Here is a 19,578-nt window from a genome sequence, read left to right on the forward strand (position 1 = left end):
ATCATGCACCGCCCGCTCCTTCGCCTGCTTCCTGCCCTTGGCTTGAGTATCCTACTGCCGTTCAATACCGCCAGCGCGGACTCGCGTCCCAACATTCTGCTGATTGTCGCCGATGATCTCGGTTTCAGCGATCTGGGGGCGTACGGCGGTGAAATCCACACGCCCAACATCGACCAGCTGGCTGCCAGCGGGGTCCAGTTCACCAACTTTCACGTGGCCGCAACCTGCTCGCCAACCCGGTCAATGCTGATGACTGGCGTGACCAATCACCTGGTCGGCATGGGTAACATGAAGGAGATCATGGCGGACAACCAGAAAGGTCAGCCGGGCTACGAAACCTGGTTGAACGACAGCGTTGTGACCTTGCCAACCCTGCTGCAAGATGCAGGTTACAACACCTACATGGCCGGCAAGTGGCATTTGGGCGACCGCCCGCAGAGTCAGCCGGTTGCGCGCGGTTTCACGCGCTCCTTTGCACTGATGGAAAGCGGTGCAGACAACTGGGAGGCCAAGCATTATCTACCGGGCGGCAGCGCCACCTGGATTGAGGACGGCAAACCGGTGAACCTTCCCGAGGGCTTTTATTCCTCGTTCACCTATGCCGACAAGCTGATCGACTACATCGACAGCGGTCGCACGGACGGCAAGCCGTTCTTCGGCTATCTGGCGTTTCAGGCCGTGCATGCACCCCACCAGGTTCCTGAAGACTATATTCAGCGCTATGCCGACATCTACGATCAGGGCTGGGATGCAATTCGCCAGCAGCGCTACCAGCGCCAGTTGGCGAGCGGGTTGTTGCCGGATACCGGTGAGAACGCTGTTACCGACGATTGGGGCACCTTCTATGCTCGTCGCCATATTGACTGGGCTAGTCTGAGTGATGAAGAGAAGGCCTATCGGGCACGGCAAATGGCGGTCTTTGCCGGCATGGCTGAAGCGATGGATACCAGCGTCGGCAAGGTGCTCAGCTATCTCAAGGACACCGGTCAGTACGACAATACCCTGATCCTGTTCATGAGCGATAACGGGGGAGAGTCGACCGTATTGCGTGAGGTCGCCCCGCTGTTTTACCGCCTGCGCTATGACACCGATATCGATGCGCTCGGCGCGCCCGGCAGCTACAGCGAATACGGCCCGGGCTGGGCCTATGCGTCCAATACTCCGTTCTACTCTTACAAGGGCTCGCCGTTTAGCGGTGGGATGCGCGTGCCGTTGATCGTCAGTCAGCCGGGTCGAGTCGCCGCCGGCACTCGAACCAACAGCTTTGGCTATGTGACCGACATCACCCCAACGCTGCTCGACATTGCCGGTGTCACGCCGCCCGGCGACCGCTACCGGGGCAGGCCTGTTCATCCGATCATGGGTGAAAGCATGCGCGCCCTGCTCGAAGGTCGGCAGGAACAGGTTCACGACGCCAGCCGCACGACCGTCTACGAACTGGCTGGTGGAATCGCCGTCTGGCGTGGCAATTACAAACTGGTTACCTCAAGCACCAATGCCATCCCGGCGCGTATCGGGCCGCAGTTGTTCGATACCGCCAATGATCCGCTGGAGCGACACAATCTGGCGCAGCAGCACCCAGAGATCGTGTCCGAGCTTTATCAGGCCTATCGCGACTACGTCGAACGCTACCGGGTGATCGAAGTACCGCCCGACTATCGCGCCTGGGAACAGGTCACGCGTAACGGCCGTGAACAGTTTATTGCCAAGAACCGTGTTGCTCTGGCATTGGCCGGTCTGGTTCTGCTGTTGCTGGTGGCAATGGCTGCGCGCTGGCTGCTGAAACGCCGTCGGCGCTGATGCCACCATCACCGGCAGCGATGGTGGCCGATTCCGGGTGTGATTTCATCTCGCTAGCCGGAAGGGATGCGAGCTAGGGTTGGCACCCGTGTCTGCCAAGGAGAATGACGTGAGTCTGGCCAAAGCCTTTTTTGATGTCGGTCTGTTTACCAATCAGCGCGATGCACAGCAGCGCTTCTGGAGCGAGCAGGTTGGCTTGCCCTTTGACCATACGCTGAAACTGGGTGGTGGCATTCTTCAGCACCGCTACTCTGCTGGTGAAGCGGTATTGAAACTTAATGACGCACGAGACCCTCTGCCCTCACCCGCTGCCATGCCCATCATCGAAATACTGGTTGGCATTGACGGGCTGACACAAAAGCGCGCGCTGCAGGACCCGGATGGCAACCGCATCACGTTGCTGCCTGCCGGAACCGACGGCATTACCGGGCTGGCAGTGCGCCTGCGGGTAGCTGAGCTTGATCGCAGTCAACGGTTTTACACCGACGTGCTGGGCTGCGATCTGCTTGCCCCGGGTATGCTTCGCTGCGCAGATGCACGGATTCTGCTTGAACAGGGAGATACGCCCGCGTCGGACGATCAACCGGCGCTTGCCGCGCTTGGACTGCGCTACCTGACCCTGCAGGTGTTTGACTGTGATCTCGCCTACGCGCGGGCTTTGGCTAATGGTGCCAGTGGAGCCCGTGAACCGGTGACCCTTGGCAGCACCGCACGTATTGCCTTTATCCGCGACCCGGACGGGGTCTGGATTGAACTGTCGGAGCGCGCTTCGGTGACCGGCAAGCCGGTCGCCTGAGCCACGTCCTGGCTGTTACCCGCAAAGATAGGTGCCGGTGCCGACGGCAATCAGGGTACCGTCGTCGGCATGCAACTCCGAGCGTACCACCCCGACCTTATTGCCCGAGCGCAACAGGGTTGAGGTACAAACAAACTGTTTTCCGCGCCCCGGACGCAGATAATCGACACGCAAGTCGATAGTGCCCAGCTTCGACAGGCGCACCATTCGTTCCTGGACAGTGAGGTGGGCGTGACGATCAAAGGCTCCGATCAGCGCCATGGCGCCGCCACAGACATCGATCAATGAGGAAATGGCTCCACCGTGGAGGATACCCTGGGTAAAGTTGCCGACCAGATCTGGTCGCATCGCCAGACTCATCGCTACGCAGTCGCGTCGCACTTCGTCAATTTCGATTCCAAGCAGGCGATTGAACGGAATCCGATTGAAGAAGCCGTAAACGGCCTGGGACAGCTCTTCCGGCAGCGCGTCGGCTTCCAGGTCTTCGGACGGGGTAAGGTTGGCAGAATCGGTCATGATGTACTCCTGAAACAGAGGGTAAACCCTGCCCTAATTGCTTACCCGACGCCAGAGCGGCGTCAGCGCCTGTCCGGCATTTGGCGTTTTAGCCTTGTTCCGTACCCAGCACACCCTGCACCGGTGGCAATGCATCGGCCCTGAACCATTTAAGCTTGTCGTGCAGCGATACCACTTCGCCGACTATCAGCAGCGTTGGTGGCTTGATCGTTTCGCCTGCAACCCGTTCAGGCATATCGGCCAGGGTGCCGATCAGGACCTTCTGATTGCTCGTGGTGCCCTGCTGAACCAGTGCGATGGGCGTCTGGGCGCTGCGGCCATGGGCAATCAGCTGGCTGCAGATATCCGGCAGGCCGACCAGCCCCATATAGAACACCAGCGTCTGGCCAGTGGCTACCAGCTCACTCCAGGGCAGATTGGTGGTGCCATCTTTCAGGTGTCCGGTGACGAAGCGCACCGACTGGGCGTAATCGCGATGGGTCAGCGGAATACCGGCATAGGCCGAGCAGCCATTGGCTGCGGTGATGCCCGGCACGACCTGGAATGGCACGCCATGGGCTGCCAGCTCCTCGATCTCCTCGCCGCCGCGGCCGAAGATGAACGGATCACCGCCCTTGAGGCGCAGCACGCGCTTGCCCTCCTTCGCCAGCCGCACCAGCAACTGATTGATCTCTTCCTGCGGCACAGCGTGATCGCTGCGCGCCTTGCCGACATAGATACGGTCGGCATCACGACGACACAGATCAATGATGGCCGGCGCTACCAGGCGATCATGCAGTACCACGTCGGCTTGCTGCATCAGCCGCAGAGCGCGGAACGTCAGCAGGTCCGGGTCGCCCGGGCCGGCGCCGACCAGATATACCTCGCCACGATACACCTGTCCCTGCTGACCGCTCAGCTCGGCCTCCAGCAGTTGCGCGGCCTCGTCGTCCTGCCCGGCAAACACGCGCTCTGCCACCTCGCCCTGGAAGATGTTTTCCCAAAACGCGCGGCGCTGGTTGATGGTCGGCAATGCCTCCTTGACCTGCTGGCGGAAGCGTTTGGCCAACTGGGCCAGTCGACCGTAGGCAGCGGGGAACAGAGTCTCGATTCGGGCGCGGGACAAGCGAGCCAGCACAGGAGCGTGACTGCCGCTGGAGATCGCAATCAGCAGCGGCGAGCGGTCGACGATTGCCGGGAAGATGACGGTGCACAGGTGCGGGGCATCCACTGCGTTGACCGGAATACGCAGCGCCTGAGCATCTGCCGACACCCGCGCGTTGAGTGCTTCGTCATCCGTCGCGGCAATTGCCAGCACGGCTGCGTCCAGATCCGATGGCTGATAGCCACCCTCACGTATCGAGCCATTGCTGCCGGCAACCAGCTCGCGCAGCGCCGGCTCGACCTCGGGCGCCACCACATACAGCGCAGCACCCGCTTCGCTGAGCAAGCGAGCCTTGCGCAGGGCAATTTCGCCACCGCCAACAACCAGCACGCGGCGGCCGGTCAGATTATGAAACAGGGGCAGGAATTCCATGCTCGCTTCCTCGGCATACATCATTAAAAGGCAAAGCGGGAGCCATTGGCTCCCGCTGTTGGTGAGGCTGGAGTCGTCGGCTTAGCCGATGCGCTCCAGTCCGCCCATGTAGCTGCGCAGGGCCTGCGGCACTTCAATGCTGCCATCTGCCTGCTGGTAGTTTTCCAGCACGGCCACCAGGGTGCGGCCCACCGCAAGCCCCGAGCCATTAAGGGTATGCACCAGTTCCGGCTTGCCGGTTTCCGGATTGCGCCAGCGCGCCTGCATGCGACGGGCCTGGAAATCACCACAGTTGGAGCAGGAGGAGATCTCGCGATACTTGCCCTGACTCGGAATCCATACCTCAAGATCGTAAGTCTGCTGGGCGCTGAAGCCCATGTCGCCTGTGCACAGGGCCATGGTGCGGTACGGCAGCTCCAGACGCTTGAGTACGTCTTCAGCGTGACCTGTGAGCTCTTCCAGCGCGGCAGCAGAGTCTTCAGGGCGAACGATCTGCACCATCTCGACCTTGTCGAACTGATGCTGACGAATCATGCCGCGGGTATCGCGACCGGCGGAACCGGCCTCACTGCGGAAACAGGGGGTGTGTGCGGTCAGCCTGATCGGCAGCTCCTCGGCGGCAACGATGCTCTGGCTGACGATATTGGTCAGCGAGACCTCGGCAGTCGGGATCAGGTACAGGTCGCGCTGGTCTTCACCGCGCTTGATCTTGAACAGGTCTTCTTCGAACTTGGGCAGCTGACCGGTGCCTTGCAGGGCTTCGGCCTGCACCAGATACGGCGTGTAGGCCTCTTCGTAACCATGCTCGTTAACATGCAGATCCAGCATGAACTGGGCCAGCGCGCGGTGCAGACGGGCAATCGGGCCGCGCATCAGGGCAAAGCGGGCACCAGACAATTTGGCGGCCGTTTCAAAATCCAGGTAGCCGTGCTGCTCGCCCAGTGCGACGTGGTCCTTGGCCTCGAAGTCGAATGCACGCGGCGTCCCCCAGCGGCGCACTTCGACATTCTCGTTTTCATCCTTGCCTACCGGGACTGTCTCGGCCGGCAGGTTGGGCATGCTCAGCAGCATGGCGTCCAGCTCGACCTGGATTGCCTCGAGCTCCTGTTTGGCTTGAGCCAACTCGTTGCCCATGCGGTCGACGTCAGCCAGCAGCGGCTGAATATCTTCGCCACGCGCCTTGGCCTGCCCGATCGACTTGGAGCGACTGTTGCGTTCGGCCTGCAGACTTTCGGTGCGGGTCTGAACGTCCTTGCGCCGGGACTCCAGCGCCTCGAGCTGAGCGAGGTCCAGCTCATAGCCGCGGGTGGCAAGGCGCTCGGCGAGCAGTTGCGGTTGGGTACGAACGAGTTTTGCGTCAAGCATGGGTCATCATCTTCAACAGTTTCAGGTGGCAGCCGGTCAGCGCGCGAGCGACAGGCCGGCCCAGGTGGCGAACAAACCAACGCACACACTGAGCAGAATGTAAGCCAGAGCCAGCAGACCTTCACCGTTCTCCAGCATCCGGAGGGTATCCAGCGAGAAGGTCGAGAAGGTGGTAAAGGCACCAAGGAACCCCACTACCAGCGTTTGGCGCAGCATGGGGGACAGGTCCGGGCGATCCAGCCAAAGGCCGTATAGTACACCGATCAGCAGGCATCCGAGCAGATTCACGATCAAGGTCGGTAACGGGAACAACTTGGGCCAGTGGGCAGCTGACCACTGCGCCACACCATAACGTGCCGCCGCTCCCAGCGAGCCGCCCAGCATGACAGCCAGATACAGCTTAATCATCCTTCCTCCGTTGCCTGCTGCTCGCCGCATCCAGTGATCGCAAGTGCTGCAGCTTCTGGGCGATTTTCAGTTCAAGTCCGCGCGGGACCGGCTGGTAATAGCGGCGAGGCTCAAGCGCCTCGGGGAAATAGTCTTCACCGGCGGCATAGGCTTCGGGCTCGTCGTGGGCGTAGCGATAGCCCTCGTTGTAACCCAGGTCTTTCATCAGCTTGGTCGGCGCATTACGTAAATGCATCGGCACGTCCAGCGACCCCTGGCCGGCAACATCACGCATGGCGGTGTTGAATGCGTTATACACTGCGTTGCTCTTCGGCGCACAAGCCAGATAGGTGATGGCCTGGGCCACCGCCAGCTCGCCTTCCGGGCTGCCAAGGCGTTCCTGGACATCCCAGGCGTTGAGGCACAGCGTCAATGCGCGGGGGTCGGCGTTGCCAATGTCCTCGCTGGCCATGCGTACGACGCGACGGGCGATATACAGGGGATCACAGCCGCCATCGAGCATACGCGCGAACCAGTACAGAGCGGCATCCGGATTGGAGCCTCGCACCGACTTGTGCAGCGCGGAAATCTGATCATAAAAGGCTTCGCCGCCCTTGTCGAAACGGCGGCGGGTATCACTCAGCAACTCGCCAAGCAGATCGGCTTCAATCACGCCGCCCTGCTCCACCAGATCGGCAGCGATCTCCAGCAGGTTCAGCAATCGGCGGGCGTCTCCATCGGATGCATCGAGCAGCAGCTGCCGGGCCTGCGGCGCCAATTGCAGTTGCAGTGCGCCGAGCCCACGCTCGCTGTCTGTCAGGGCGCGATCAAGCAGACCACCCAGCGCGTCTTCATCAAGCCCCTTGAGCACATACACCCGGGCACGGGACAGCAGCGCGTTGTTCAGTTCAAAGGAGGGGTTTTCCGTGGTGGCGCCAATAAACAACAGCGTACCGTCTTCGACATACGGCAGAAAGGCGTCCTGCTGGGCCTTGTTGAAACGATGGACCTCATCGACAAACAGGATAGTGCGGCGGCCATTGGCGGCGTAGTTCTGGCGGGCAATGTCCACCGCCTGGCGAATGTCCTTTACCCCGGCCAGTACGGCAGACAGGGTTTCAAAGTGGGCGTCACTCACGGTGGCGATCAGCCGCGCCAGGGTCGTTTTGCCGACGCCCGGCGGGCCCCAGAAGATCATCGAGTGCAGAGCGCCCTGCTCAAGCGCGGTGCGCAGCGGTCGACCGGCCCCGAGCAGATGCTCCTGGCCAGCGTATTCATCGAGCGTGCGCGGACGCATTCGCGCTGCCAGCGGCTCGCGCGGCGCCGGCGGCGCAAACAGGCCGCGGTTATTCACTGATGACGTCGACTCCGTCCGGTACCTCGAAGGTGAACTGTGATCCGGCTACCGGTGCATTCAGCACAACGTTCTGGAACAGGATATTGGTGCGCTGGCCGATCGGGTCATTGAGCTGCATGTCGTTGATCAGTCCGTCACGGAAAGACAGCCTCAGAGTCTCGAACATGGTGTCACTGGCCTTGGGCGTCAGCACAAAGTCATCCACGCTGCCACCCTGAGTCCAGCGGATGCTGAAATTGTCCGTGAGGGTGCTGACATCGCCAGACAGCAGCAGTGCCGGCGTGTGGGTCAGGCGCTGATCCAGCTTCTGGATAGTGACCTGCATCAGGTCAGGGTCATACAGCCAAACCTGTTGGCCGTCGGAGACCAGCACCTGCTCCAGCGGCGGATCGGTATGCCAGCGGAACTTGCCGGGACGCTGCAGGGTGACCTGGCCGCTGGTTTCCTGCAAATTGGAGCCGTTGGAGCTGAGCGTCATCTGGGAAAAGTTGGCGGTCAGGGTATTGGCTGCCGAGAGCAGCTCGTTCAGGCGCTGCGCTGCCGCGTCTGCAGCGTCCTGCGCCAGTACCGGCGTACCGAGCAGCGCCGCACACAGCCCCAGCCAACGCCAGCCAGACAGAATATTCAACATGATAATGCGTTTCTCCACTCAGTCGCGGATCGGCGGCGGTGCGATGACCTCGCGCGAGCCATTGGTATTCATTGAGGTAACCACGCCGGCCATTTCCATGGCTTCGATCATGCGCGCGGCGCGGTTATAGCCAATCTTGAGCTTGCGCTGTACTGCCGAGATGGACGCCCGACGGCTTTCGGTGACGAAGCGCACGGCTTCGTCGTACAGCGCGTCCTCCTCGCTGTCGTCGCCGCCGCTGCCGCCATCATAGCTGCCGCTGGTTGCGGAGTCGTCGGCACCGTCCAGAATGTCCTGGATGTAATCCGGCTCGCCGCGCTGCTTCCAGGCGTCGACCAGGCGGTGGACCTCATCATCGGAGACAAAGGCGCCGTGTACCCGCACCGGCAGGCTGGTACCGGGCGGCATGTAAAGCATGTCACCGTGCCCCAGCAGTTGCTCTGCCCCACCCTGATCCAGGATGGTGCGCGAGTCGATCTTGCTGGATACCTGGAAGGCCATACGGGTCGGAATATTTGCCTTGATAAGGCCGGTGATCACGTCCACCGATGGGCGCTGCGTTGCCAGAATCAGGTGAATGCCGGCAGCGCGCGCCTTTTGAGCAATACGCGCAATCAGTTCCTCGACCTTCTTGCCGACGATCATCATCATGTCGGCAAATTCGTCGATTACCACTACGATCACCGGCAGCGCCTCAAGTTCCGGCGGCAGGTCATCCATGCTTTCGCGGCGATACAGCGGATCGGTCAGCGGTGTGCCAGCCTTGGCCGCGTCTTTAACCTTGCGGTTGAACCCGGCCAGGTTGCGCACGCCCATTGCGGCCATCAGCTTGTAGCGACGCTCCATCTCGGCGACACACCAGCGCAGCGCGTTGGAGGCCTCCTTCATATCGGTCACGACCGGTGCCAGCAGGTGCGGAATCCCCTCGTAGATGGACAGCTCGAGCATCTTTGGGTCAACCATGATCAGACGCACTTCCGAGGGCGTGGCCTTGAACAGGATGCTCAGCAGCATGGCGTTAACGCCAACCGATTTACCTGAGCCCGTGGTACCTGCGACCAGCAGGTGGGGCATTTTGGCAAGGTCCGCCATCACCGGATGACCGCCGATATCGTGCCCAAGGGCCAGGGTGACCGGGGACTGGGCTTCGTCGAACTCGCGGGTTTCCAGCACTTCGGACAAGCGAACGATCTCGCGATCCTCGTTGGGAATCTCGATACCCACCGTGGTCTTGCCCGGAATGACCTCAACCACACGCACACTGATGACGGCAAGCGAGCGAGCCAGATCCTTGGCCAGGTTGGAAATCTTGCTGACCTTCACGCCCGGGGCAGGCTGAATTTCAAACCGGGTAATGACCGGTCCGGGTTGTACCTTCTCAACCTGCGCGTCGACGCCAAAGTCCTTGAGCTTGATCTCAAGCAGGCGAGACATCCCTTCCAGCGACTCTGCAGAGAAGCCCTTGGTTTTCTTGCTGGCCGGGTCCAGCAGCGAAATGGGCGGCAATGAGTCCGGGGCGGCTGTGTCGGTAAACAGGCGGACCTGTTTTTCCTTCTGGGTGCGAACGCTGGCCTCCACCGGCTTGGTATCCAGCGGGACAATTTCCGGCGGAGTGCGGTTTTCCTGCGCCGCCACATGCCTGGCCAGCGCTTCCTGGCGCTGAGCACGTGATGCGTCCGCCCGTTTCTGTTCCTCCGCGCTGAATGAGGGCTCCTTGCGCGGTCCGGGTGCCGGGCGCGGCTCGCGCGCCGGAGCAACCGCAACAGACGATACCGCGCGTCGGCCCCGCCACCCGGCCCAGGCGCGCTTGAGCAGATCAAACAGGTCCAGCGTAAGCCGCCCGGTAATATCCATCACCCGCAGCCACGACAGGTTGGTGAAAACGGTCAGCCCGAACAGAAACAGGGTCAGATACAGCAAGGTGCTGCCCTGCATGTTGAGCGCAGGGTAAGTCAGGTCGCGCAACAGTTGGCCCAACACACCTCCCGCGCCTGCGCCTTCGGGGAAGTGGGCACCCGGAGAGCCATGCAGCGCTGCCAGCGCCGTACCGGCAAACAGCGTCAGCACAAAGCCGATCAGCCGCCAGGAAAACAGCCAGCCGTTCCAGATCATGGGCTCATGGCGCCGACGGAACATCTGGTACACCTTTACTGCGACGATGAGCGGGAACAGAAATGCCAGGTAGCCGAGCGACAGCAACAGCACGTCGGCGATCCAGGCCCCCATGGCGCCCCCTGCATTCTGTACGTCGGCACTGCCGCTGCTGCGGGTCCAGCCCGGATCGCTGGGCTCGAAGGTAAACAACGCCATGCACAGGTAGAGGCACAGGGCTATCATGGCCAGCAAGGCGCCCTCACGCAGGCGCAACGCCAGCTGCTCACGCCACGGCATCGACATTTTCTGGGCTGCAGTTTCCTTCAAAACAACGCTTCCATTTGGATTCAGGCGGATATTGTAAGGCTTGATCAGGCCGATTTCATAACCGCGTGGCACATTGATCGGACAGCAGACAGTCAGGCGCTCTGAATGTTCCGCCCCGGCGTACTGCTTTATTCATTCAGGACAATAGCTTATAACCCGAATCTGATAAACCATTTGAATTACTGAAGCGGACCTGGAGCACGTATGGCGCACCTGACCTGGTTAACTGCAAAGGACCTTGCCTTTCCGTCTGCCGATCATGCGATGGAAGAACCAAACGGGTTGCTGGCTGCCGGCGGCGATTTATCGGTTCCACGCCTGATCACCGCCTACCGGCATGGAATCTTCCCGTGGTACGCCCCTGGCCAGCCGATCCTGTGGTGGTGCCCTGATCCCAGAACGGTTCTGTGGCCGAACGGCCTGCATGTCTCGCGCAGCATGCGCAAGCTGATCCGCCAGCAGCGTATGCGGGTCACCCTCGACCAGGACTTCTCCTCCGTCATTCGCGCCTGCGCGGAGCCCCGGCACTACGCCGACGGCACCTGGATCACCCCGCAGATGCAGCAGGCCTACATCGATCTGCATCGTGCGGGCATCGCCCACTCGGTAGAAGTCTGGCAGGACGGCCTTTTGGTTGGTGGCCTGTATGGCGTTGCGCTGGGCAAGGTGTTTTTTGGTGAATCCATGTTCAGCCGAGCGAGCAATGCGTCCAAGCTGGGGTTCATAACGCTGGTTGAACAACTCGGGCAATGGGGCTTTGAGTTGATCGACTGTCAGATGCCAACGGACCACCTGTTCAGTCTGGGGGCCGAAAGCATGCCGCGAGCAGCCTTTTTGCATGAGCTGGCAAGGCTGTGCCCTCCAGATGCAGCAGACGCATGGCGACAGCACGCGCTTTGAACCCGCGCAAGGCTCGCCGTATACTCGGGCCAGTGCTGTCCGGGAAGACCCCATGACCGACCTGTCGCAACTCAAGTTTTACGCCACGCACCCTCATCCTTGCAGCTATCTGCCGGATCAGCGGGCGACGACCTTGTTCCTTGATCCGCAGCAGCCGATCAACCTGGAAACCTACAGCCAGCTCTCTGATCTCGGGTTTCGGCGCAGCGGCGATCATCTCTATCGTCCGCATTGCAAGGACTGCAACGCCTGCATTCCTGCGCGTATTCCTGTCGATACCTTCACTCCCACCTCGGCCCAGAAGCGAATACTCAAGCGAAATCGTGACTTGCAGGTATTCGAGCTCAAGCCTGAGCTGACCGACGAGATCTACGCGCTATACGAGCGCTACATTTGCGCGCGTCATGCAGATGGCGACATGTATCCCCCCAGTAAGGATCAGTTCGCCTCCTTTCTTGCCAAGAATTGGGAGTTCTGCCGCTTCTATGCGTTCCGGGATCAAGAGGATCGCTTGCTGGCCGTAGCGGTTACCGATCAACTGAATAACGGATTATCGGCCGTCTACACCTTCTTTGAGCCGGATGAAACCCGTCGCAGTCTCGGCCGTTATGCCATCCTCTGGCAGGTCGAGGAGACTCGCCGACAAGGGCTCGCAGCGGTTTATCTCGGCTACTGGATCCGAAATTGCCGAAAGATGAACTATAAAACCGAGTACCGACCACTCGAGATGCTGGTGAATCAGCAATGGGTTCGCCTGACCTGAAACGACATAAACAGTAAAAATATCCAGCCAAACTTGGCTCAAGTGCGGTTTTCAGGCACAATTGGCCACCTTTTTTGTGGGTAACCAACCAATAGCCCACCCAGAATCCACCCCGAGAGGTCGTTGCTTAATGGCAAAAGAAGACAGCATTGAAATGGAAGGCACCATCATCGACACCCTGCCGAACACCATGTTCCGCGTTGAACTGGAAAACGGCCATGTCGTGACTGCCCACATTTCAGGCAAGATGCGCAAGAACTATATTCGCATCCTGACTGGCGACAAGGTACGCGTTGAACTGACCCCCTACGACCTGACCAAAGGTCGCATTACCTACCGCGCCCGCTGATAGTCGCAGTCCCCTGCCGGGCCTCCCTGCCCTCGCCCGGCTGATCGCAACGCCACCCAGACTCTGTCTCATCCGAGCAAATCGGGTGTGCGTTGTTGCGCCCGCCAAATCAGACCCCGATGCCCGACCGGCTTCCGACTCAAGCAGGTCAATTCGCCATAGTGCCCCGTGAGGCATCAGCCGACATTAAAAAACCCGCTGCGAGAGCGGGTTTTTTAACAGCCGGAAGCTTAGCGCGGCATGTACTTGCCGACTTCCAGTTTGCCGATCGCTGCACGGTGAACTTCGTCCGGACCGTCTGCCAGGCGCAGCGTGCGCTGCATGGCATACATGTGAGCCAGCGGGAAGTCGTCTGAAACACCCGCACCGCCATGCATCTGAATGGCGCGATCAATGACGTTCAGCGCAACGTTCGGTGCTACCACCTTGATCTGAGCGATTTCGCTCTTGGCGACCTTGTTGCCTACGGTATCCATCATGTAAGCGGCGTTCAGGGTCAGCAGGCGAGCCTGATTGATCTCGATGCGCGATTGGGCGATCAGGTCGATGTTGCCACCCAGTTGAGCCAGGCGCTTGCCAAAGGCTTCACGCTCGACGGAACGCTTGCACATCAGCTCGAGCGCACGCTCTGCCGCACCAATGGAACGCATGCAGTGGTGGATGCGGCCCGGGCCGAGGCGACCTTGAGCGATCTCGAAACCGCGACCCTCGCCCAGCAGTACGTTGGAGTATGGTACGCGGACGTTTTCCAGCACTACTTCGGCATGACCGTGCGGCGCATCGTCGTAACCAAACACTGGCAATGGGCGGATTACTTTCAGGCCGGGGGAGTCCATCGGCACCAGAATCATGGAGTGCTGCTGGTGACGCGGCGCATCAGGGTTGGTCAGACCCATGAAGATCATGATCTTGCAGCGCGGGTCGCAAGCACCGGAAGTCCACCATTTGCGGCCGTTGATGACCCACTCGTCACCTTCGCGGCGCGCATTGGCTTGCATGTTGGTGGCATCAGAGGAAGCAACGCCCGGCTCGGTCATACCGAAGCAGGAGCGGATCTCACCGGCCAGCAGGGGCTTGAGCCACTTTTCCTTGTGCTCTTCGGAACCGTAGCGAACGATGGTTTCCATGTTGCCGGTATCGGGAGCGCTGCAGTTAAAGGCTTCAGACGCCAGGCCGGAACGGCCCATCAGTTCGGCCAGCGGTGCGTATTCCAGGTTGGTGAGGCCTGCCCCAAGGTCGGACTCCGGCAGGAACAGGTTCCACAGTCCGGCTGCGCGCGCCTTGACTTTCAGCTCCTCAACGATGGCAGTGGGCTGCCAGCGGTCGCCTTCCGCTACCTGCTGGTGAAAGATGGGTTCAGCCGGGAACACATGCTCCTGCATGAAGCTGTCTACGCGCTCGCGCAGCTCTTTAACCTTGGGGGAGTATCCGAAATCCATAGTGGTTGCCTTTGGTTGGTTTGGTATCGACGATCAAAATGCTAGATGACGCTAATGGATTTATCTAACCTATTTTTGCCGTGTATTAACATTCATAAGCGATATATACTTGGCCCTTGTGCTGAACTGCCTTGTCTCGACGTGAGTCATTTAACTAAAGGAAGTTGCGATGAACCTCAGTAAGGTCGACCTGAATCTGTTCATTGTCTTTGACGCGATCTACACCGAAGCCAATCTGACAAGGGCTGGCCAGATCGTCGGCATCACTCAACCTGCGGTCAGTAACGCGCTGGCTCGATTGCGCGAGACCTTCAACGATCCGCTGTTCGTGCGCACGGCCCAGGGCATGGTGCCGACGCCAATGGCGCAAAATATCATCACGCCTGTTCGCAACGCCCTTCAGCTGCTGCGGGTGTCGGTGCAGGAAAGTCGCAGTTTCGTTCCCGAGCAGGCAACCAAAACCTATCGCATCAGCATGACGGACCTCACCGAGGCGGTCATTCTGCCGCATCTGGCCTCTCGCATTCGCCGGTCTGCGCCCAACATCAACATTGACAGTTTCCTGATCAAGCGCCGCGAAACCACCAAGGAGCTGGCCGCCGGGCGACTGGATTTTGCCATTGATGCGCCGCTGAATACCGATACTCAGGTTCGTCACGTCAAGTTGTTCGAAGATCGCCATGTCTGCGTGATGCGCAAGGGGCATCCGCTGGCCAAGAAAGACAAGATCACTCTGGACGATTATCTTGCCCAGTCACACATACATATCTCCAGCCGTCGCAACGGCCTGGGTCATGTGGATCTTGCCCTGGGCAAAATGGGTATTCAGCGCCGCGTTGTCATGCGTTCGCAGCATTATCAGATGGCGCCACTGGTCCTTGAGTCAACCGACCTGATCATGACGGTGCATGAGCGGTTCGCGCAGCGACATAACCTTCACTGGACGACGCTGCCAATCGATGATGTGCCTGCCATCGAAACCCACCTGTTCTGGCACGAGAGCACTGATCAGGATCCCGCCAACCGCTGGATGCGCGAGCAGATCATCGAACTGTCGCAGAAGCTGACCCGGGAACACCAAAAGCTGCGTGAAAGTGCCAGCGCTGCCACTGCCCAATAGCGTCAGACAGAACCAAAAAAGCCTGCGCATGCAGGCTTTTTACTTTAAATACATGCATTAACTGTTTGATTTAAATTGCTATTTTTCTTGGACTCTCTGCTCTGGACTGTTCTGTTTCAAGAATCAACTGACGTGCCAGTACGCCAAGCGTCATGACCGCCTGCTCTGTCGCCCGATTCCATGGGATGCCGCAGTTCAGGCGCAGGCAGTGGTTGAACTGGTCGGAGTTGCTAAAGACCACTCCCGGGGCGATGCTGATGTTGTGGGCCATTGCACGGTTAAACAGCGTCAGCGTGTCTACGCCGCCCGGCAGGCTGACCCAGAGAATGAAGCCACCCTTTGGCCTGGTGATCTGAGTACCCTCGGGGAAATATTGCTGGACCGCAAGCTGGAACTGGCTAAGGTTTTTGCAATATTCCTGACGAATATGCCTCAGGTGCCGGTCGTAACCGCCGTTCTCAAGATAGGCCGCAACCGCCATCTGGCTGACACTGCAAGCCGACAGCGTAGTAAAAGTCTGCAGCTGCTCAATGGCCTCCTGATAGCGCCGCGTAACCAGCCAGCCGGTGCGCACTCCGGGTGAAATGGTCTTGGAGAAACTGGAGCAGTAAATCACGGTGTCCGAGCAGTCATAAGCCTTGAGTGCCTTGGACTGGCCATGATCAAACATCAGCTCGCCATAGATGTCATCTTCAATAATAGTGAGCTGACGCTGCGCCATCATTGCCACCAGCTTGCGCTGGCGCGCCTCCGGCATGGTAGCCCCCATCGGATTGCCCGCTCTTGCGGTCATCACCAGCGCCTTGATCGGCCACTTGTCCAGAGCACGTTGCAGCGCTTCCAGACTTAGTCCGCTGTCGGGGTCGGTAGGGATCTCGACGACCTTAAGGTCCAGTAGCTGGCACAGCTGCACCAGACCGTAATAACTGGGGGACTCGGTTGCAATCAGATCGCCTGGCCGAGTGACTGCACGCAAAGACAGTTGCAGCGCCTCCACACAACCATTGGTAATGACGACGTTGGCCGGATCTACCATCGCTCCGGCATCGCGCATGCGTATGGCCACCTGGCGCCGCAGCGGCTCAAATCCGGGACTGAAGGTGTAGCTGAAGGCCTTCTGGCTGTGGAAGCGCGTCACCTTGCTCATTTGCTGGTGCAGCGCCCGCAGTGGCAGGTATTCACTCGACGGTACTGCCGCTCCAAGCGGAATGGCGCCTTCACGACGCGCCTGCGACAGAATCTCGGTAATGATGCTGCTGCGCGTCACCGCATAGGGCGCTTCAACCCTGGCAATCTGAGGGGTTGGTGCGGTCAGTGCCGGAGTCTGATGAACGTAGTATCCGGATTGTGGGCGAGCATGGATCAGCCCCTGATCCTCAAGGGTTGCATAGGCCTGCAGCACCGTGGCGTGGCTGACACCCTTCTGGGTGCTCAGCTTGCGTACCGAGGGGACTCGCTCGCCGGGACGGTATACGCCCTTCTGGATGTCTTCTGCCAGCTGCCGCGCAATTTTTTGATAGAGCAGACTGGTCATACTGGCTTCCTCCGACAGAGTGGTGATTGAGCGCGAAGACTAACTCGCAGCACTGCCGCTGCAAAAGCTACAGATACAATACAGTTGACCAGTACAGATCAGCCGTCAAGCATCTGTGTGCAGGCGGCCCGGAGGTTATTCGGCGACAGGTATGTCCGCAGCTTCGGTCGCCGGCCGAAACGGGGCCGCCCAGAGCTGACGATACTTGTCGAGCAGCCTGCCCGCCTCGTTTCGCTGAGCCAGCTCCTGCATGCCCAGGGCCAGTGCAGAGCGCAGAGCCGGTGAATTGCATACCGAGTTGTGGGAGACCGCGAGGTAAAGCGGCGCGTTGATAAAGGAGCCCTCAAGGGTATCGAGCTGCGCATCAACGCCCATCTGCTGGGCCAGAGCCAGCCCCTGATAACGCTCAAGCACTACATAGTCGAGCTTGCCGTCCAGCAGCTTGCGCAACGCCGCCTCACCGGTACTCAACCGCTCCAGCGCGAGATTGTCTGCTGCATAGGTGTCGAAGGACAGGCCGAAACGGCTGCCCTGCTGCGCAGCCCCGCGGCGGCCCTGAAGGTCTTGCCAGCCGCTGTAGGGGAACGCCGCGCCGCGCCGGACGAAGATGACGCTTGGCACATCGATGATCGCCGGGTAGACGAAATCCAGGGTCTGCAATCGCTCGCGCGACAGGTACAGACCAGCCATCACGTCAACCTGCCCTGCCTCGACCGCCTCCAGCGCCTTGGCTCGTGACCCCAGGTCCAGTACTTCGATACGGATCCCCGAGTCTTTGAGCGCCAGTTGCAACATTTCAATGGCGACACCGGTCAGCGCCTTTTCACCTTCGGGCGCCCAAACCAGTGGGGGGTAGTCGGGATTGCCAGTAGCGACGATGCGCTCGCAGCTGTTCTCGACTGCTGCCAGCGTATCACCGCCAATCAGCAATCCGGCGCCAAGCGCACATAGACGGGTAAATTGCTGCAGGCTCGACAACCTCGACATGCTCATTCCCTTGCTCCGAAATGGATGTGGTACCACGACAGACTCTTCGTCGCAGTCTGAGTTCGGTGATCAGGCTGCAACACCACTGTGGAACCGAAAGTCGGCATCATCAGCGAAAATGGCGTCACGCTCAACCGCGGCAAAGCGGGCAATATGTTCGTCAATAGGTTCGCCGGCGTAGTTTTTCGCCAGGCGCAGGTAGTCCTGATAGTGGCGGGCCTCCGACTTGAGCAGCGAACGATAGAAATCACCCAGCTCCTCATCCAGATGCGGTGCCAGCTTGGCAAAGCGTTCACAGGACCGCGCCTCGATAAACGCACCGACAATCAGGGTATCGACCAGCCTGCCTGGCTCGGTAGTGCGCACGTGCTGGCGCAGACGCTGGGCATATTGGCTGGCAGACAGCCCTCGATAGCTGATGCCGCGCTTGTTCATGATGCTGGTAACCTGCTCGAAATGGCGCAACTCCTCACGCGCAAGTCGGGACATTTTTTGCAGCAGATCCGGTTTGTCGACGTAGCGAAACATCAGCATCAACGCAGTTGAGGCGGCCTTCTTCTCACAGTTGGCGTGGTCGATCAGCAGCTCTTCGGGATGGTTAAGTGCCTGTTCGATCCAGGCATCCGGGGTTCGGCAAGGCAGAAACGCGAGCAATTCTTCGGGCAGCATGGTGTCCGTCACAGGTCAGTTCTTAACGCCCGGCAGTATACCTGCTGAGAGACTCTATCAGCAGCCCGAATAGACTTGGATCAACACAAGCCAGGTGAAAAGCGGCTACATTTAAGTCAACGTTCAAACGCGTTAAAAAAATCAAGACAGGGAGAACCGCATGCAAGCCGTCAAACGCATTCTAGTAGTTATCGACCCATCCCAGCAGGAGCAGGTTGCGCTGACCCGTGCCAGCCTCATCGCTGGTTTTATTGAATGCGAACTGCATCTTTTGGTCTGTGAGGACCGCCAGGACTACAGCGATCTGCTGGCACGCCTGCGAGTGGAACAGGATGCCAAGGGCATTCGCTGCAGTGTTACCCAGGACTGGCACAACAACCTCACCGACACCATTTGTCGCGCGGTTACCCGTGAGGGCTGCGATCTGGTGGTCAAGCAGCACCGCCCCGACAATCCGCTGCGCAAGGCGCTGCTGACCCCGGATGACTGGAAGCTTCTGCGCTACTGCCCTGCCCCCGTTCTGATGGTCAAGAATGGTGACAGCTGGATGAAGGGCAACGTGCTGGCGGCGGTCGATGTCGGTAATCACGACGACCAGCACCACGTGCTGCACGACACCATCGTCAGTCACGCAGCGGACATTGCCGAGATGGTCGGCGGCCAACTGCATCTGGTCAGCGCTCACCCTGCCCCGATGTTGTCGTCTGCAGATCCGGATTACCAGTTGAAGGAGCGTATCGCCGCCGACTACCTGGAAAAGGCCGGCCAATACACAACGCAGTACGGCATCGATTCGGCGCACCTGCATATTGCAGAAGGTCCGGCCGACTTCCTCATCCCCCAGGTTGCTGGCCAGCTGGGTGCCAGCGTTACGGTGATTGGCACCATCGCCCGCAAGGGGCTGGCTGGTGCGCTCATCGGCAACACTGCCGAAGTGGTGCTGGATCAGCTCGACAGCGATATTCTGGTGCTCAAGCCGGAAGACACTCTGGCGCACCTGGAAGCGTTGCTGGAAAAGTAGTCCTGCA

Annotated in this window: 18 protein-coding genes; 7 read left to right on the top strand and 11 right to left on the bottom strand. The window is 59.9% G+C overall.

Annotation, left to right across the window (positions count from 1 at the left end; translation table 11 throughout):
• The first annotated feature begins 3 nt into the window (after window positions 1-3).
• Window positions 4-1,800: an arylsulfatase gene (locus tag AC13EY_RS02575; protein WP_228244908.1), complete on the top strand. Its 1,797-nt coding sequence runs from the start codon at window positions 4-6 to the stop codon at window positions 1,798-1,800.
• A 109-nt stretch (window positions 1,801-1,909) separates the two neighbouring features.
• A complete protein-coding gene (locus AC13EY_RS02580) occupies window positions 1,910-2,596 on the top strand; it encodes a VOC family protein (protein ID WP_228244909.1) in 687 nt (228 codons plus the stop codon).
• A 15-nt stretch (window positions 2,597-2,611) separates the two neighbouring features.
• On the opposite strand, the gene AC13EY_RS02585 is transcribed toward AC13EY_RS02580, so the two are convergent.
• The 7 genes from AC13EY_RS02585 to AC13EY_RS02615 all read right to left on the bottom strand — a co-directional run bounded on the left by AC13EY_RS02585 (window position 2,612) and on the right by AC13EY_RS02615 (window position 10,789).
• Window positions 2,612-3,112 carry a thioesterase family protein gene (locus AC13EY_RS02585; protein WP_228244910.1) on the bottom strand — a complete coding sequence of 167 codons (501 nt, stop codon included), beginning with the start codon at window positions 3,110-3,112 and terminating at the stop codon, window positions 2,612-2,614.
• Window positions 3,113-3,200: 88 nt separating this feature from the next.
• Window positions 3,201-4,628, bottom strand: coding sequence for a siroheme synthase CysG (gene cysG, locus AC13EY_RS02590; RefSeq protein ID WP_228244911.1), 1,428 nt, complete (start codon window positions 4,626-4,628; stop codon window positions 3,201-3,203).
• Window positions 4,629-4,709: 81 nt separating this feature from the next.
• Window positions 4,710-5,993, bottom strand: coding sequence for a serine--tRNA ligase (serS, locus tag AC13EY_RS02595; protein WP_228244912.1), 1,284 nt, complete (start codon window positions 5,991-5,993; stop codon window positions 4,710-4,712).
• 36 nt (window positions 5,994-6,029) lie between these two features.
• On the bottom strand, window positions 6,030-6,401 hold the full coding sequence (gene crcB, locus AC13EY_RS02600; protein ID WP_088274249.1) for a fluoride efflux transporter CrcB: 372 nt from the start codon (window positions 6,399-6,401) through the stop codon (window positions 6,030-6,032).
• Window positions 6,394-7,677: a replication-associated recombination protein A gene (locus AC13EY_RS02605; protein WP_088274344.1), complete on the bottom strand. Its 1,284-nt coding sequence runs from the start codon at window positions 7,675-7,677 to the stop codon at window positions 6,394-6,396. Before AC13EY_RS02605 ends, crcB begins: the two co-directional genes overlap by 8 nt.
• A 49-nt stretch (window positions 7,678-7,726) precedes the next feature.
• On the bottom strand, window positions 7,727-8,368 hold the full coding sequence (gene lolA / locus AC13EY_RS02610) for an outer membrane lipoprotein periplasmic chaperone LolA (protein ID WP_088274250.1): 642 nt from the start codon (window positions 8,366-8,368) through the stop codon (window positions 7,727-7,729).
• 18 nt (window positions 8,369-8,386) lie between these two features.
• A complete protein-coding gene (locus AC13EY_RS02615) occupies window positions 8,387-10,789 on the bottom strand; it encodes a DNA translocase FtsK (RefSeq protein ID WP_373315066.1) in 2,403 nt (800 codons plus the stop codon).
• A 204-nt stretch (window positions 10,790-10,993) separates the two neighbouring features.
• Between AC13EY_RS02615 and aat the strand changes: the two genes are divergently transcribed.
• The 3 genes from aat to infA all read left to right on the top strand — a co-directional run bounded on the left by aat (window position 10,994) and on the right by infA (window position 12,801).
• On the top strand, window positions 10,994-11,689 hold the full coding sequence (gene aat / locus AC13EY_RS02620) for a leucyl/phenylalanyl-tRNA--protein transferase (RefSeq protein ID WP_228244913.1): 696 nt from the start codon (window positions 10,994-10,996) through the stop codon (window positions 11,687-11,689).
• A gap of 52 nt (window positions 11,690-11,741) precedes the next feature.
• The gene (locus AC13EY_RS02625; RefSeq protein WP_228244914.1) at window positions 11,742-12,452 is read left to right on the top strand and encodes an arginyltransferase; all 711 of its coding nucleotides are present in this window, start codon (window positions 11,742-11,744) and stop codon (window positions 12,450-12,452) included.
• Window positions 12,453-12,582: 130 nt separating this feature from the next.
• Window positions 12,583-12,801: a translation initiation factor IF-1 gene (gene infA / locus AC13EY_RS02630; RefSeq protein WP_080050557.1), complete on the top strand. Its 219-nt coding sequence runs from the start codon at window positions 12,583-12,585 to the stop codon at window positions 12,799-12,801.
• Between the two features lie 230 nt (window positions 12,802-13,031).
• Here infA and AC13EY_RS02635 read toward each other — a convergent pair whose 3' ends face one another.
• Window positions 13,032-14,240, bottom strand: coding sequence for an acyl-CoA dehydrogenase (locus tag AC13EY_RS02635; protein WP_088274254.1), 1,209 nt, complete (start codon window positions 14,238-14,240; stop codon window positions 13,032-13,034).
• Between the two features lie 169 nt (window positions 14,241-14,409).
• Between AC13EY_RS02635 and AC13EY_RS02640 the strand changes: the two genes are divergently transcribed.
• Window positions 14,410-15,360, top strand: coding sequence for a LysR family transcriptional regulator (locus AC13EY_RS02640; protein ID WP_228244915.1), 951 nt, complete (start codon window positions 14,410-14,412; stop codon window positions 15,358-15,360).
• A 70-nt stretch (window positions 15,361-15,430) separates the two neighbouring features.
• On the opposite strand, the gene AC13EY_RS02645 is transcribed toward AC13EY_RS02640, so the two are convergent.
• The 3 genes from AC13EY_RS02645 to AC13EY_RS02655 all read right to left on the bottom strand — a co-directional run bounded on the left by AC13EY_RS02645 (window position 15,431) and on the right by AC13EY_RS02655 (window position 18,550).
• Complete coding sequence (locus AC13EY_RS02645) at window positions 15,431-16,894, bottom strand: aminotransferase-like domain-containing protein (RefSeq protein ID WP_228244916.1); 1,464 nt, start codon at window positions 16,892-16,894, stop codon at window positions 15,431-15,433.
• A 135-nt stretch (window positions 16,895-17,029) separates the two neighbouring features.
• Entirely contained in the window at window positions 17,030-17,881 is an 852-nt protein-coding gene (locus AC13EY_RS02650) for a substrate-binding periplasmic protein (protein ID WP_228244917.1), read from the bottom strand.
• Between the two features lie 69 nt (window positions 17,882-17,950).
• Window positions 17,951-18,550 carry a MiaE family protein gene (locus AC13EY_RS02655; protein WP_088274345.1) on the bottom strand — a complete coding sequence of 200 codons (600 nt, stop codon included), beginning with the start codon at window positions 18,548-18,550 and terminating at the stop codon, window positions 17,951-17,953.
• A 160-nt stretch (window positions 18,551-18,710) separates the two neighbouring features.
• Here AC13EY_RS02655 and AC13EY_RS02660 point away from each other — a divergent pair, with 160 nt between their 5' ends.
• Window positions 18,711-19,571, top strand: coding sequence for a universal stress protein (locus tag AC13EY_RS02660; protein ID WP_088274258.1), 861 nt, complete (start codon window positions 18,711-18,713; stop codon window positions 19,569-19,571).
• Window positions 19,572-19,578 lie beyond the last annotated feature (7 nt).

Source organism: Halopseudomonas sp. L-58 (assembly GCF_056859475.1).